General features: G+C 73.8%; 12 protein-coding genes and 2 pseudogenes. 7 read left to right on the forward strand and 7 right to left on the reverse strand.

Features of this window, described 5'->3' with window-relative positions:
* Positions 1-156 precede the first annotated feature (156 nt).
* Together CP969_RS28710 and CP969_RS34665 are read right to left on the reverse strand one after the other, a co-directional pair.
* Positions 157-567, reverse strand: a pseudogene (locus tag CP969_RS28710) (ABC transporter ATP-binding protein); the annotation flags it as partial.
* A 43-nt stretch (positions 568-610) separates the two neighbouring features.
* Positions 611-739: pseudogene (locus tag CP969_RS34665) on the reverse strand (hypothetical protein); the annotation flags it as partial.
* 102 nt (positions 740-841) lie between these two features.
* Here CP969_RS34665 and CP969_RS28720 point away from each other — a divergent pair.
* The 6 genes from CP969_RS28720 (at position 842) to CP969_RS28745 (ending at position 6,915) form a co-directional block, all read left to right on the forward strand.
* Positions 842-2,440: an ABC transporter substrate-binding protein gene (locus CP969_RS28720; protein WP_026084805.1), complete on the forward strand. Its 1,599-nt coding sequence runs from the start codon at positions 842-844 to the stop codon at positions 2,438-2,440.
* Entirely contained in the window at positions 2,437-3,429 is a 993-nt protein-coding gene (locus CP969_RS28725; RefSeq protein ID WP_004982148.1) for an ABC transporter permease, read from the forward strand. Before CP969_RS28720 ends, CP969_RS28725 begins: the two co-directional genes overlap by 4 nt.
* Before the next feature lie 5 nt (positions 3,430-3,434).
* On the forward strand, positions 3,435-4,343 hold the full coding sequence (locus tag CP969_RS28730; RefSeq protein ID WP_026084804.1) for an ABC transporter permease: 909 nt from the start codon (positions 3,435-3,437) through the stop codon (positions 4,341-4,343).
* A 32-nt stretch (positions 4,344-4,375) separates the two neighbouring features.
* Positions 4,376-5,449 carry an ABC transporter ATP-binding protein gene (locus CP969_RS28735; protein WP_051044486.1) on the forward strand — a complete coding sequence of 358 codons (1,074 nt, stop codon included), beginning with the start codon at positions 4,376-4,378 and terminating at the stop codon, positions 5,447-5,449.
* Positions 5,442-6,101 carry an ABC transporter ATP-binding protein gene (locus tag CP969_RS28740; RefSeq protein ID WP_004982144.1) on the forward strand — a complete coding sequence of 220 codons (660 nt, stop codon included), beginning with the start codon at positions 5,442-5,444 and terminating at the stop codon, positions 6,099-6,101. Before CP969_RS28735 ends, CP969_RS28740 begins: the two co-directional genes overlap by 8 nt.
* 325 nt (positions 6,102-6,426) lie before the next feature.
* Entirely contained in the window at positions 6,427-6,915 is a 489-nt protein-coding gene (locus CP969_RS28745) for a DUF6083 domain-containing protein (protein ID WP_223887117.1), read from the forward strand.
* 194 nt (positions 6,916-7,109) lie between these two features.
* Here CP969_RS28745 and CP969_RS28750 read toward each other — a convergent pair whose 3' ends face one another.
* The 4 genes from CP969_RS28750 to CP969_RS28765 form a co-directional block, all read right to left on the reverse strand.
* Positions 7,110-7,703, reverse strand: a complete 594-nt coding sequence (locus CP969_RS28750) for a hemerythrin domain-containing protein (protein WP_004982141.1) — start codon at positions 7,701-7,703, stop codon at positions 7,110-7,112.
* Between the two features lie 9 nt (positions 7,704-7,712).
* Positions 7,713-8,912 (reverse strand): hypothetical protein, encoded by a 1,200-nt coding sequence (locus CP969_RS28755; RefSeq protein WP_016824266.1) that lies wholly within the window; start codon positions 8,910-8,912, stop codon positions 7,713-7,715.
* Between the two features lie 210 nt (positions 8,913-9,122).
* A complete protein-coding gene (locus CP969_RS28760) occupies positions 9,123-9,341 on the reverse strand; it encodes a hypothetical protein (RefSeq protein WP_016824265.1) in 219 nt (72 codons plus the stop codon).
* 111 nt (positions 9,342-9,452) lie between these two features.
* A complete protein-coding gene (locus CP969_RS28765) occupies positions 9,453-9,818 on the reverse strand; it encodes a YybH family protein (protein WP_016824264.1) in 366 nt (121 codons plus the stop codon).
* Between the two features lie 101 nt (positions 9,819-9,919).
* Here CP969_RS28765 and CP969_RS28770 point away from each other — a divergent pair, with 101 nt between their 5' ends.
* The gene (locus CP969_RS28770; protein WP_026084803.1) at positions 9,920-10,810 is read left to right on the forward strand and encodes a LysR family transcriptional regulator; all 891 of its coding nucleotides are present in this window, start codon (positions 9,920-9,922) and stop codon (positions 10,808-10,810) included.
* Positions 10,811-10,984: 174 nt separating this feature from the next.
* Here the strand turns inward: CP969_RS28770 and CP969_RS28775 are convergent, their stop codons facing one another.
* A complete protein-coding gene (locus tag CP969_RS28775) occupies positions 10,985-13,825 on the reverse strand; it encodes a SpoIIE family protein phosphatase (RefSeq protein ID WP_016824262.1) in 2,841 nt (946 codons plus the stop codon).
* Positions 13,826-13,851: the final 26 nt, after the last annotated feature.

Raw genomic sequence — 13,851 nt, forward strand, 5'->3', positions numbered from 1 at the left:
GCGCCTCACGGCGTCGCGCCCCGCACGGCGGGAGCGCCGGCCGGGCGACCGCCTTCCGCCCGCGTGGTGTCGTGTTCGTGCGCGCGTGCGGTCGGGGTCCGTTCGGACCACCGGGAAGGCGGGCCACCGGGGAAGGCGGCGCACCGGACGGCGCGGTCAGCGGCCGGAGGGCCGGGGATCCGCCGAGGCCGCCGCCGGCAGTTCCTCCGGGGTGCGGGGGCCGGTGGCGGTGTCGGCCGACAGTCCCCGTGCCCGCAGGAGATGGGCCGCCGCCACCCCCCACGGCAACCGCAGCCCCGCCGCCGCGAGGAGGTCCGTGCGGGCCAGCACCGTGGCGGCCGGCCCGGTGCGGGCGCCGGAGGGCGTGAGCAGCGCCGCGTCGTCGGCCCAGCCCAGGGCGAGGTCCACGTCGTGGGTGGCCATGGCGACCGTGGTGCCGTTCGCGCGCAGCCCGTCGAGGGTGGCGAGCAGCCGCTCCTGGCCGTCGGGGTCGAGGCCCGCCGTCGGTTCGTCGAGGATCAGGACGCGGGGTCGCACGGCGACCGCGCCCGCGATCGCCGTCCGCCTCCCCGGACGGCGGCTCGTACAGCGGCGAGAACCACGGCTCGTAGTCCGGGTCGAGCTCGGTGATCGCCGTCTCCGCCTCGGCGTCGGCGCCGCGAACGGCTCCTCCTTGTGGTCGCCGAGCCCGGCGGGCCGGCGTACCGGCGCGCACCCGCGGGCCCGACACCGGCCGCACGCCCCGCCGAAGGGGGAGGACTGGGGGAGGCCGGTCCTGGGTAGGGCCCTGCTGCAACTAATATGCAACAGCGATGACCGGGCAGCAGGGATGTGAGGTTCGATGACGACCCGACGAATACACCGACGGGCGCGGGGCGCCGCCGTCGTGGCGGCGACGGCCGGCGTGCTCGCCGCGTGCTCGGCGCCGGGTGGCGGCACGGCCGGCGGCGTGGCCGCCGATTCGGTGGTGATCGGGGTCTCCACCGAGCCGGACACCCTGAGCCCGCTGCTCGGCTACGGCAAGGACGGCAACTCCAAGATCTTCGACGGGCTCCTCGCCCGTGAGGCCGACCTGGAGCTGAAGCCCGCGCTGGCGAAGGCGCTGCCCGAGATCGGCGACGGCGGCCGCACCTACACCTACACCCTGCGCGACGGCGTGAAGTTCAGCGACGGCGAGCCGCTCACCGCCGAGGACGTCGTCTTCACGTACCGCACGGTGCTGGACGGCAGGACCAACAACACCGCCAAGAGCGAACTGGACGCCATCGAGAAGGTGCGGGCGGACGGCGACGACAAGGTCGTCTTCACGCTCAAGTACCCCTACGCGGGCTTCGCCGCCCGCACGGTGCTGCCCATCGTCCCCGAGCACGTCGCCGGCGGTCAGGACCCCAACACCGGCTCCTTCAACACCGAGCCCGTCGGCACCGGACCGTACGTCCTCACCGGCTGGAGCAAGGGGGAGAAGCTCACCTTCAAGGCGAACCCGGACTACTGGGGCGGCGCGCCGAAGGTGAAGAAGCTCACCATGGCGATCATCGCCGACGACGACGTCCGCGCCACCCGGCTGCGCTCCGGCGACCTCGACGGCGCGGTCCTGCCGCCGAACCTCGCCGCCACCTTCAAGGACGACGACGGCAGGAAGACGTACCGGGCGACGTCCTACGACTTCCGCGCCGTCACCCTCCCCACCGGGAACCCGGTCACCGGCGACACCGCGATCCGCCGCGCCCTGGACCTCGCCGTGGACCGCGAGGCGATGGTCGACAAGATCCTCGACGGGGCCGGCCGCCCCGCCTACGGCCCGCTGCCCCTGGACGACGACTGGTTCGCCCGGGACGTCGCACGCGACCGCGACCTCGACGAGGCGGGGCGCGTCCTCGACGACGCCGGCTGGAAGCCCGGCAAGGACGGCGTCCGCGCCAAGGACGGCCGCCGCGCCTCGTTCACCCTCTACTACCCCTCCGGCGACAAGGTCCGCCAGGACCACGCCCTCGCCTACGCCTCCGACGCCAAGAAGGCCGGCATCGAGGTGAAGGTCGAGAGCGGCACCTGGGAGGTCATCGAACCCCGGATGAAGAGCTCCGCCGTCCTCGCCGGCTTCGGCAGCACCGGCGACCCCGACTTCGGCCTCTACACCCTGCTGCACTCCTCCCTCGCCGGCGACGGCTTCAACAACATGGCCCGCTACGACAACCCGGCCGTGGACGAGGCGCTCGAGACCGGCCGCCGCAGCCAGGACCCCGCGGACCGCAAGGCCGCCTACGACGACCTCCAGCGCGCGCTGGTGAAGGACCCCGGCTACACCTTCCTCACCCACATCGACCACCTGTACGTCCTCGCCGACCGCTGGGACGGGCTGACCACGCAGACCGAGCCGCACGAGCACGGCTTCGCCAGCGGCCCGTGGTGGAACGTCGAGGACTGGCAGCCGAAGAAATGACGTCCCTGCCCTGGGGAGCGATGGCGCGGCTCGTGGCACGGCGGGCCCTGCTCGCCGTGCCCGTGCTCCTCGCCGTCACCTTCGGCGCGTTCGCCCTCGCCGCCGCCTCCCCCTTCGACCCGGTCAAGGCCTACGCGGGCACCGCCGCGCTCGGCGCCGACCAGGAGACCCTGGACCGGCTGCGGGAGAACCTCGGCGTGGACCGGCCGTTCACCGCACGCTGGTGGGAGTGGCTGACCTCCGCGGCCACCGGTGACCTCGGTCACTCCGGCGTGATGCGGCAGCCCGTGGCCGAGGTGATCGGCGAACGGCTGGTGTGGTCGGTGCTGCTGTGCGCCGTCGCGTTCGCCGTCGCCGTCCTGCTCGGCACCGTGCTCGGCGTGCTCGCCGCCCGCCGCCCCGGCTCACCGCTCGACCGCGCCGTCACCTCCCTCTCCTACGCCCTGGAGGCCGCGCCGGTCTTCTGGATCGCCCTGCTCGCCGTCTGGCTGTTCGCCCTGCAACTGGACGTCCTCCCGGCCGGCGGCCTCACCGACACCGGCAGCGAGCACGTCACCGCCGGACAGCTCCTGAGCCACCTCGTACTGCCCGCCGGCGTCCTCGCCGTCTCCCAGCTGCCCTGGTTCACCCTCTACGTCCGCCAGGGCGTCGGCGACGCGCTCGCCGAGGACCCGGTGCGCGGCGCCCGGGCCCGCGGCCTGAGCGAACGCACCGTCCTGCTCGGCCACGCCCTGCGCTCCGGACTGCTGCCGGTCCTCACCCTGATCGGCTCCCGCGTCCCCGAACTCATCACCGGCGCCCTGCTGGTGGAGACCGTCTTCAGCTGGCCGGGCATCGCGGCGGCCACCGTGGAGGCGGCCACCGCCGTGGACTTCCCGCTGCTGGCCGCGCTCACCACCCTCGCCACCGCCGCCGTCCTCGCCGGAAACCTGCTGGCCGACCTGCTGTACGGACTGACCGATCCGCGGGTGAAGCTGAGTGAGATGTGATCCCCATGGCTGACACCACCGTCGAGAAGGCGGACACCGCCGGGCCCGCGGCCCCGACCGCGTGGCGCGGGCACGGCACCGCCCGCCGCTCCACCCACACCCTGCGGCTGCGCACCTCCGCCGCGCTGGTCGGCGTGACCGTCCTGGCGGTGCTGCTCGTCCCGCCGCTGGTCCAGCTCGACCAGCAGGCCGTCGACCTGGCCGCCAAACTCCGGCCGCCCACCTGGGCGCACCCCTTCGGCACCGACGACGTCGGCCGGGACCTGCTGCTGCGCTGCGTCTACGGCCTGCGCGTCTCCCTGCTCGTCGGCGTGGTGGCCGCGCTCACGGCCACCGTGATCGGCACCGCCGTCGGCGCCACCGCCGGGGCGCTCGGCGGCCGGGTCGACCGCGTCGTCATGCGCCTGGTCGACACCGTGGCGTCCGTCCCGCACCTGCTGCTCGGCATCTTCATCGTCGCCATGTTCCGCCCGGGGGTCTGGCCGGTGGTGGTCTCCGTCGCCCTCACCCACTGGCTGTCCACCGCCCGCATCGTGCGCGCCGAGGTCCTCTCACTGCGCTCCCGCCCGTACATCGACGCGGCCGTCTCCGGCGGCGCCTCCCGGTGGCGGGTGGCGGTCCGGCACCTGCTGCCCGGGGTGCTGCCCCAGGCCGGGCTCGCCGCCGTCCTGATGATCCCGCACGCCATGTGGCACGAGTCGGCGCTGTCCTTCCTCGGCCTCGGCCTGCCCACCCACACGGCCAGCCTCGGCACCCTCATCCAGGGCGCCCGGGGCTCCCTGCTCGCCGGCCAGTGGTGGCCCACCCTCTTCCCCGGCCTGTTCCTGATCATCCCCACCCTCGCCATCGCCGGGCTCGCCGGAGTCTGGCGGGAGCGGATCAACCCGCGGCGCCGATCGGAGCTGATGCTGTGACCGAGCTGACCGAGCTGACCGAGCTGACCGAGCTGACCGAGCGAACCGAGCGGGCCGAGGGGACCGGGCGCGCCCGGCGCTCTCCCGTGCTGTCGGTCCGCGGGCTGTCGGTGCGCTTCCTGCTGCCCGGCGGGGGCCGGGTCGCCGCCGTCACCGACGCGCACTTCGACGTGGCGCCCGGCGAGTGCCTCGCCCTGATCGGCGAGAGCGGCTGCGGCAAGTCCGTCCTCGCCTCCGCCCTCCTCGGCCTGCTCCCCGCCAACGTGCAGACCGCGGGCAGCGCGCTGCTCGGCGACCTCGACCTGCTCACCGCCGGCGAACGCACCCTCGCCCGCACCGTACGGGGCCGCCGGATCGGCCTCGTACCGCAGAGCCCGGCCGCCCACCTCACCCCCGTCCGCACCATCCGCTCCCAGCTGGAGGAGACGGTCGCCCAGCTCACCGGCGTCCGGGGCCGCGCGGCCCTGCGCGCCGCCGCCGAGCGGGCCGCCGAACGCGCCGCCTTCCCGCCGGACCACCTCGACCGCCACCCCCACGAGCTCTCCGGCGGCCTCGCCCAGCGCGCCGCCACCGCCCTCGCCCTGGTCGGCGGGGCACCCCTGCTGCTCGCCGACGAACCCACCACCGGCCTGGACCGCGACCTGGTGGACCACACCGTCGACGAACTGCGCCGCCACGTCGACGCCGACGGCGACCGGGCGCTGCTGATGATCACCCACGACCTGGCGGCGGCCGAACGCATCGCCGACCGGATCGCCGTCATGTACGCGGGCCGCATCGTCGAACTCGCCGACGCCCGCACCTTCTTCGGCGCCCCCGGCCCCCGCCACCCCTACAGCCGCGGCCTCCTCGACGCCCTCCCCGACCGCGCCTTCACCCCGATCCCCGGCATGCCCCCCGAACTCGGCGCCCTCCCCGGCGGCTGCGCCTTCGCCGCCCGCTGCACGCGGGCCACCGACACCTGCGCGACCCTCCCACCCCTGACCGGGCCGTCCGCGACCGGGCCGTTCCCGACCGGGGAGGTCGCCTGCCACCATCCGCTCCCGGTCCACGACGGGAAGGGCGAGAGCCCGCGCACCGCGGCCCCGGAGGACGTCCATGCTTGAGCTGCGCGCCATCACCGCCGGATACGACCGGCGCGCCCCCGTCGTCCGGGACGCCTCCCTCGCCGTCGCCCCCGGTGAGGCCGTCGGCCTGCTGGGCCCCAGCGGCTGCGGCAAGTCCACCCTCGCCCGCGTCGCCGCCCTGCTGCACCGCCCCGACGCCGGCACCCTCCTCCTCGACGGCACGCCCGTACGCCACTGGCGCCACCGCGCCCCGCGCGAGCTGCGCACCGCCTTCGGCGTCGTCTTCCAGCAGCCCCGTCTCTCCGCGGACCCCCGGCTGCGTCTGGCCGACCTGATCGCCGAGCCCTTGCGCGCCACCGGCCGGCGCGAGGAGGTCCCCACCCGGGTCCCCGAACTCGCCGGCACCGTCGGCCTGACCCCCGACCTGCTCACCCGCCGTCCCCACGAGGTCAGCGACGGCCAGCTCCAACGCGCCTGCCTGGCCCGCGCGCTGGTGCTCCGCCCCCGCTGGCTCATCTGCGACGAGATGACCGCGATGCTCGACGCCTCCACCACGGCCGCGCTGGTCGCGGTCGTCGAGGACTACCGCGCGGCGACGGGCGCGGGCCTGCTGGCCGTGGGCCACGACCGGGCCCTCCTCGACCGCTGGTGCGACCGCACGGTCCACTGGGACACGGTCATCGAATGCTGATCCCGTTCCCCTGAAGGATGGTGGAGAGGTCTCCGGCTTTCGCCGTCCTCCGGTCATGATCCGGGCCGGGGCCGTCGCCCCCGGGGCGGCCCCGCTCCCAGGACCACCGGGAGAACCCTCCGGTGTCCCCGCCGCGCCGGCGGTACGGGGCAGCAGCACCGCGCCACGCCCGACAGGGGCCGTCCCCGGTGACGCCACGCGTGCCTCCTGGGACGGCAGGCGCCTCACCGGCCGCACCCCGCGCCCGCGCGCTCCGCCCGGATGCTCCCGTTGCGACCGGATCGCGCCCTACCCCCCGCCTGCGGCGGTGCCGACCCTCGAAGCCATGGGGGATACACACGAACCGCACCTCGTCCCACTGCCCGGCCCCGACGCCCACCACCGACCGCCCGCCGGCACCCGCCGGCCGTGGGAGAACATCGACCAGGCCCAAGCCGCCCTCGACGGCGCCACCGGGCCCGAACCACCCGCACCGCCCCTGTGCCCCGAATGCGGCCTGGCCGGCGAACGCCGGCCCACCCACACCGGACAGCACGTCCTCCTCGAACCCGGCTACCCCCTCCCCGCCCACCTCGTGCCCGGCGGACACCGCTGGTACCTCGGTGGCGACGGCACCGCCTGGAACGGCGGCCTCGACGAGCCCCCGCCCGGCGCCACCTGCCGCATCCCGCACCGGCTCGCCTGCCCCGGCCTGACCCTCGACGAGATCCGACCGTGGCGGTGGCTGGAGGCGGTCCGGGAGTTCAACACGGACCGGGCACGGCGGAAGGCGGACGAGGACGGCTTCCCGGGAGCACTGCCCGACGTCGGCTGACCGCCCCGGGCACCGCCGTCCCCACCGCCCCGTTCGGGGACGTCGGCCACTGCGGCGCGGCGGAGCCGCGTTCCGGCTCCGCCGCGCCCCCTCCCGGAGTCACCGGGGTCCACTCCGTACCGGAGTCGGCCCGGGCCGCCGCCGCTGAGACCCTTCCCTCGGAGGAGTTGTGCGATCTCGTTCCCCTCAGGTGGTCAGCGGCCCTCGCCCATGGCCCTGCGCACCGCGTCCTTGGTGCGGTCCATGAGTGCGGCGACGGGACCGAGGGCGACGTTGGCCGCCGCGGACTGGACGCCGGGGTGCGGCCGGGTGGGCGCCATGGCCTCGGCCGCCTTCACGGCCTTCGCCATGGCGGCCAGGGTCTTGGCGTCGGCGTTGCGGTAGATGTGGGTGAACTCGTAGCGTTCCTCGGCCCGGGCGTGCTCCTGGACGTCCGTGCGGAGCTTCACGAGACGGGGCATGAAGGTCGGGTCCTCGGTGTCCATCTCGTCCATCTCGGCGAGGGTCTCCTTGGCCGTCTTCTCCTCGGCGAGACGGTCCTCGACGACCTGCTCGCCGCCGGGAAAGGCGCGGCGGGCGTAGGGATGGACGACCTCCTGCTCGGCGGTCTCGTGCACGGCCAGCAGCCGCACCAGTCGGCGGAACGCGTCCTGGCGCTCCGCGCCGGTGCAGGCCTCCACCTCGTCGAAGAGGTTGCGGATGTCACCGTGCTGGCGCTTCAGCAGCGCCACCACGTCGTCGTCCGGGGCGTGGTCGTCGCCGGCGTGCGGGGTGTGCAGCTCGGACATGTGCGCCCCTCACTTCTCGCGCATGGCGGGGTCGGGGTGCTCGCCCTCGGACTGCACGCGGTACTCGCGGCCGAACATGTCGTCGTGCTGGGCCATGACCCGCTCGCTCGGCGGCTGCTCGCCGCCGTGGATCTGCTCCTGCAGCTTCTCGAACCGCTCGTGCGCCTCGCGCACGTAGCCCGCGCCCAGCGTGGTCAGGTCCATCTGGGTGTCCAGCAGCTCGCGCAGGTACTGCTTGTTCGGCTCGAAGGTGAGCACGTTCGGCAGCTCGGGGGCCAGGACCTCCTGCGGTTCGCGGCCGTCGTGCCGGCGCATCAGGTCGCAGGCGGTGTGCAGGTGCTCCAGCTCCATGTTCAGGTGCAGCTCCCAGATCGCCTTGACCTTGGGGTCGCTCTCCTGCTGCATGAACGAGTAGTACAGGTAGCACTCGTTGTACTCGTGGTTGACCAGCTGCTCCCACCACGTCTCGCCCGGGTCGACCAGCGACTCGTAGTGCGTGACGTGCTCCTCCTCGATCAGCCCGATCTCCTGGTAGAGCTGGCGGGCGATCGGCTCCATGTAGGTGGGGCCGGTGTTCATGTAGAAGTTCATCGTCTGCTGCTCCGCCGACATGATCGTCAACGCGTGCAGCTTCGACAGCGGATGCGCGACGTTCCTGTCGTAGGGGTCGCGGACGTTGTCGACCGGGTTGCGGTGGTGGTACTTCGTCGGCCGGCCGGGCATGACCTCGGTGAGGTTGTCGACGATCGACTCCGCCTTGCGGTGCTCGATCATCTCGTACAGGTTCGCGTACCGGTACAGGTGGTCGAAGTCCTCCAGCACACCGAACTCGTACGCCTGCTTCAGGTACGGATCCGGTTCCATCCGCGCCACCCATGCCGTCAGGTCCACCGCGACCTGCTCGTAGGCGATCGTCGTCTCCAGCACGGAGGAGACGCCGGGAAGGAGCCAGTTGACGGCCTTCTGCTGCTGGGCCTCGATGTAGCGGGTCTGGGCCAGCTGCCGCTTGATCTCGGGGTCGGGCGTGTGGCGGGCGAGCTGGTGGCTGAACAGGATCGCCTCGACCTCGATGCCGTTCATCGTGATGATGCGGCACCGGGTGTACGGGTCGCAGCGGTCCGGGTCGATCGGGTCCACGTTCAGCTCGCGCCAGCTGCGCAGTTGGCGGTCGAGCGGGATGCCCCGCTGTTCCAGGGGATTGAACGTCACGGGCACTCTCCTCGTCGAAGGGCCGAGCGGGCGGAGTGCCCCGTGACCGTCGTCCCTGTCCTGGAGGAGGCAGAGGCACCGGTCTCATGCTTGGGCCGTTCGGGAGGGCCTGCCACCGCGGTCGCCCGTACGGGTTACCCGGGCCCCGGGGACGGGGGTGGTGCCGTTCGCCCAGGAGGCACACGGCACCACGGCGTTCCGCGCGTCCGCCTACTTGGCCGCGTTCAGGGCGGCGAGTGCCTGCGCCCAGCGTGCGTACTTCAGCTCGGCCAGGTCGGCCACGGTCTTCACCCCGAACGCCTCCTGGAGCAGTTCGCCGTCACGGTCGGACACCCCCTTCAGCGCCGCCACCGGCGCGGCCAGGATCTCGGGCAGGCTCTTGTCCGCCCACGCCTTGTCCAGCACCTTGTCCAGGTCGATCGAAGCCATGTGTGTCGTCTCCCAAGGGATGAGGCGCACCCTGCGCCAACTTCTACAAATCTGTAGAAGTATAGGGCTGCCGGCGACCGCGCAGGACGCGGTTTTCGGCCGTTCGGCACCTCAGCGCGCGGGGGGCCGGAACTCCGGCCGGTCGATCAGGCGCAGCCAGCTCCCGTCGGGCCGGCGGCGGACCACCTGGGCGCGGGCGCCCGCGCCGTCGCGGGGCGGGGTCGAGGTGAGGGCGATGTCACCGCTGACCAGGGTCGGCAACGGCTCCTCCGGCTCGAAGTGCGGCGCGTCGGCGAGCACCTTCTCCCACAGCCGGCGGATGGCGTCCCGGCCGACGGTCACGGTGCCCGGCGGATACGCCATGACGGCGTCCTCCTCGTAGAGCGCGGCGATGCCGGCGGCGTCACCGGCGTTGGCGCGTTCGACGAAGAGGCGGGTGAGGTCCTCCGGCTTCATGGCCTTCTCGTAGGCGTCCACCACTGTCCTTTCCACGGGCCGATTCCTGGTGCACCCATGCTCCGTCGGCGCCCCGCCACAAGTCCAAGCAATGGTTCTGATCGGATCTACAATCAACGGTTATGGAACTGAGGCAGTTGAAGTACTTCGTGGCCGTCGCCGAGGAGGCCAATTTCACGCGCGCCGCGGAGCGCGTCCACATCAGCCAGCCCGGCATCAGCGCCCAGATCCGTCAGCTCGAACAGGACCTCGGCGCCACCCTCATCAACCGCTCCGGCCGCACGGCGGCACCGACCGCGGTCGGTGAGGTCGCGCTGGGCCACGCGCGGGCGGTCCTGGCGGCGGCACAGGCGCTGCGGGAGGCCGTCGACGAGATGAACGGGCTCGTCCGGGGCAGGCTCGTGGTCGGCATGGTCACCGCCTGCACCGTCACCCCGCTGTTCGACGCCCTGGCCGCGTTCCGCCGGGCCCACCCCGGCGTGGAGATCAGCCTGGTCGAGGACGACTCCGCCGTCCTCGTGGAGCGCGTCCGGGAGGGAGCCGTCGACCTGGCGCTGATCGGCGCGGCCGGCCGGCCGCCGCAGGACCTGGACGGCTGGCCGGTCGTCAGCGAACCCCTCGTCGCCGCCGTCCCGTCGGACCATCCGCTGGCCGCCCGGGAGGAGATCACGCTTACCGAGCTGTGCGGCGAACCGGTCATCTGCCTCCCTCCGGGAACCGGTGTCCGGGCGGTGCTGGACCGGACCGCCGCCGAGCACGGCCTCTGCCCGGCCGTCGCCCTCCAGGCGAGCGCCCCCGACGCGGTGATCGACCTCGCGCTGCGCGGGCTCGGGGTCGCCGTGCTCTCGCGGTCCATGGTCGCCGGGCGCACGGACCTGCGCGCCCTCTCCCTCACCGGCGCCGACCTCCCCGCGGTCCTGGCGCTGGTCTCCGCCCCCGCCGCGAGCCCGGCCCTGCGCGAACTCCTGGTGCACTGCCGCGCGTCCTTCCGCCTGCCCGCCGAGGACCGCTGAGGAGCCGCCACCGGGACGCCGACGTCCCCACCGGGCGGGAGATCACCGGGCCGTCGCTGCCGGACCGCGCCGCCGCGGCCGTCCGCAGGCCGCTCCCCGTCCTCCTCGGAACCGCGGGTCATGAAGGGCCTTCCCGCCGGTACGGGGCACCGCGACCGCGGGTGTTCGCCGGGCTCACAGGGCGGCGTCGGACCACTGCGCGAGCAGGTCGTCGTCGCTCAGCGTCCCCTCGGGCTCCCCTCGCCCGCCGTCCAGGAGCTGCTCGGTCCAGATGACCTTTCCCGTGGCGGTGTACCGGGTGCCCCAGCGTTCGGCGTACCGGGCGACGAGGAACAGGCCGCGTCCGCCCTCGTCGGTGGTCGCCGCGTAGCGCAGGTGGGGGGAGGTGCTGCTGCCGTCGGACACCTCGCAGATCAGATGGCGGTCCCGCAGCAGGCGGACGTGGATGGGGGTGCTGCCGTAGCGGATGGCGTTGGTGACCAGCTCGCTGAGGATGAGCTCGGTGGCGAAACCCACCTCCGTCAGGCCCCATGCCTCCAGCTGCCGGGAGACGTCCGCGCGGACGCGGGACACGTCCGAGGCCTCGCGGGACACGCCCCAGTCGGCGACCTGATCGGTGCCGAGCACCCGGGTGCGGGCGACCAGCAGGGCGATGTCGTCGCTCGCGTGGTCGGGGGGAAGGGCGTCGAGGACGGCCCGGCAGGTCTGCTCGGGGGACAGGTCGGGCTGGGACAACGCGTTCTGCAGGAGCGCCAGGCCGACGTCGAGGTCCCGGCCGCGCTTCTCGATGAGCCCGTCGGTGTAGAGCACGAGCCGGCTTCCCTCGGGCACCTGGACCTCGGCGGCCTCGAAGGGCAGGCCGCCCAGGCCCAGCGGCGGGCCGGCGGGCAGGTCCGGGAAGGTCACGGTGGAGTCCGGACGGACGACGGCGGGCGGCGGGTGGCCGGCCCGGGCCATGGAGCAGGTGCCGGAGGCCGGGTCGTAGATGACGTACAGGCAGGTGGCCCCGAGGATCGTCTCCTCGTCGTCCAGCTCCACCTGCTCCCGGTCGAGACGGGCCACCAGATCGTCCAGACGGGCCAGCAGCTCGTCCGGGGGGAGGTCGAGGGTGGCGAAGTTGTGCACCGCGGTGCGCAGCCGTCCCATGGTGGCCGCCGCGTGCAGCCCGTGCCCGACCACGTCCCCGACCACCAGGGCCACCCGGGCACCGGACAGCTCGATGACGTCGAACCAGTCGCCGCCGACCCCCGCCCGGGCCGGCAGGTAACGGTGCGCCACGTCCAGGGCGCTCAGTTCCGGCAGGCCGCGGGGCAGCAGGCTGCGCTGCAGGGTGACCGCCATGGTGTGCTCACGGGTGTAGCGGCGGGCGTTGTCCAGTGCCACCGCGGCCCAGGCGGCCAGCTCCTCGGCGAACGGCACGTCGCTCTCGTCGAACGACTCGGCCCGCCGCGAGCGCCAGAAGTCCACCACCCCCAGGATCGTGCCGCGGGCCCGCAGCGGCACCGCGAGCAGGGAGTGGATGTCATCGTCCAGGGCGCGCTCCGTGCGCCCGGCATCCAGCGTCCGCCACGTCTCGGCGGCGCCCGGACCCGTCTCCAGCACCGCCCGCCCGCTCTTCATGCACCGGGCCTGGGGCATGTCGGCGGCGATGGGGATCCTCTCGCCCACCGCCACCGGTGGCTGGTCGGCATAAACGCTGCTCAGAGCGACCCGGCACATCCCGGTGGGCACCCCGGACGGCTCCTCCCCGCGCAGCACCTCCTCGGCCAGTTTGACGGTGACCAGGTCGGCGAAGCGCGGCACCGCCACGTCCGCCAGCTCCCGCGCGGTGTGCACCACGTCCAGGGTGGAACCGATCCGCGACCCGGCGTCGTAGAGGAGCGTCAGGCGCTCGCGCGCCATCTCGGCCCTCCCGGACAGCTTCCGCAACTCGGTGGTGTCCCTGAGCGTCACCACGTTCCTGGCGCGTCCGTCACCGGGGGCCGTGCGCCGCTTGTTGATCGCCAGCAACCGGTCGGCCGAGAGACGCACCTCGTCGGTGACCGTTTCCTCGGACAGCAGCAGTTCGACGATGCCCGGATCCAGGCCCAGGTCGCCGACGTCCCGCTGCTCCGCGTCCGGCGGGAGGTTCAGCAGCCGTAGTGCCTCGTCGTTGGCCAGCACCAGCCGCCCGTCGTCCTCCGTGATCAGCACGCCCTCCCGCACCGCGTGCAGCACCGCGTCGTGGTGGTCGTACATCCGCGTCATCTCCTCCGGGCCGAGACCACGGGTCTGGCGCAGCAGCCGCCGACTGACCAGCGCCGTGCCGCCCGCGCTCAGGGCCACCGCCCCGGCCGCGGTCCCCAGGAGGACCGGAAGCTGCTCGGCCGCGGCGCTCGCCACCTTCTGCACCGTGATCCCGACCGCCACCGAGCCGAGGACCGTCCCGTCCGCCCCGGTGACCGGCACGAACGAGACCTCGGAGAGCCCTTCACTGGTCTCGATGGCGTCCGTGCGCGGAGCGCCCACGGGCCTGTGCGGGGCCGGTACGAGTGTCCCGATCAGCGAGGGATCGGGATGGGCGTAGCGGACCCCGTCCGGCGAGAACACCACGACGAGGTCGACACCGGTTCCCCGCCGGATCCTCTCGGCGAGGGGCTGGAGCGTCCTGGCCGGATCGGGGCCGGCCAGCGCCGACGACGTGTCCGGGGAGTACGCGAACGTCTTGGCGATGTCCATGGACCGGAGCCGGGCCTCACGGGTGCTGTTGTGCTGAGCCTGGAGCACGAGCACCACCAGCGCGGCGGCGACGACCAGGACCGTGACCACCACCTGCAGCAGGAACACCTGGCCGCCGACGCTGCGCACGCGGAACAGCGACCGCAGCCACCCCGCGGGCCGCCGTGGCCGGGAGCGGCCGGCATCCCGGCCCCGCTCCTTGCTCTCGCCCCGCCGCCGGTCGGACACCGGGCGTGCCCGGCGGCGGACGGTGAGGCCGGACGACGGGGCCGGAGGGCGACGGGGATGTGCGCTCACTGCTGCGTCTTCCTCCTCCCGATCGT

It is taken from the genome of Streptomyces viridosporus T7A, assembly GCF_008704515.1.
Lineage (GTDB): Bacteria > Actinomycetota > Actinomycetes > Streptomycetales > Streptomycetaceae > Streptomyces > Streptomyces viridosporus.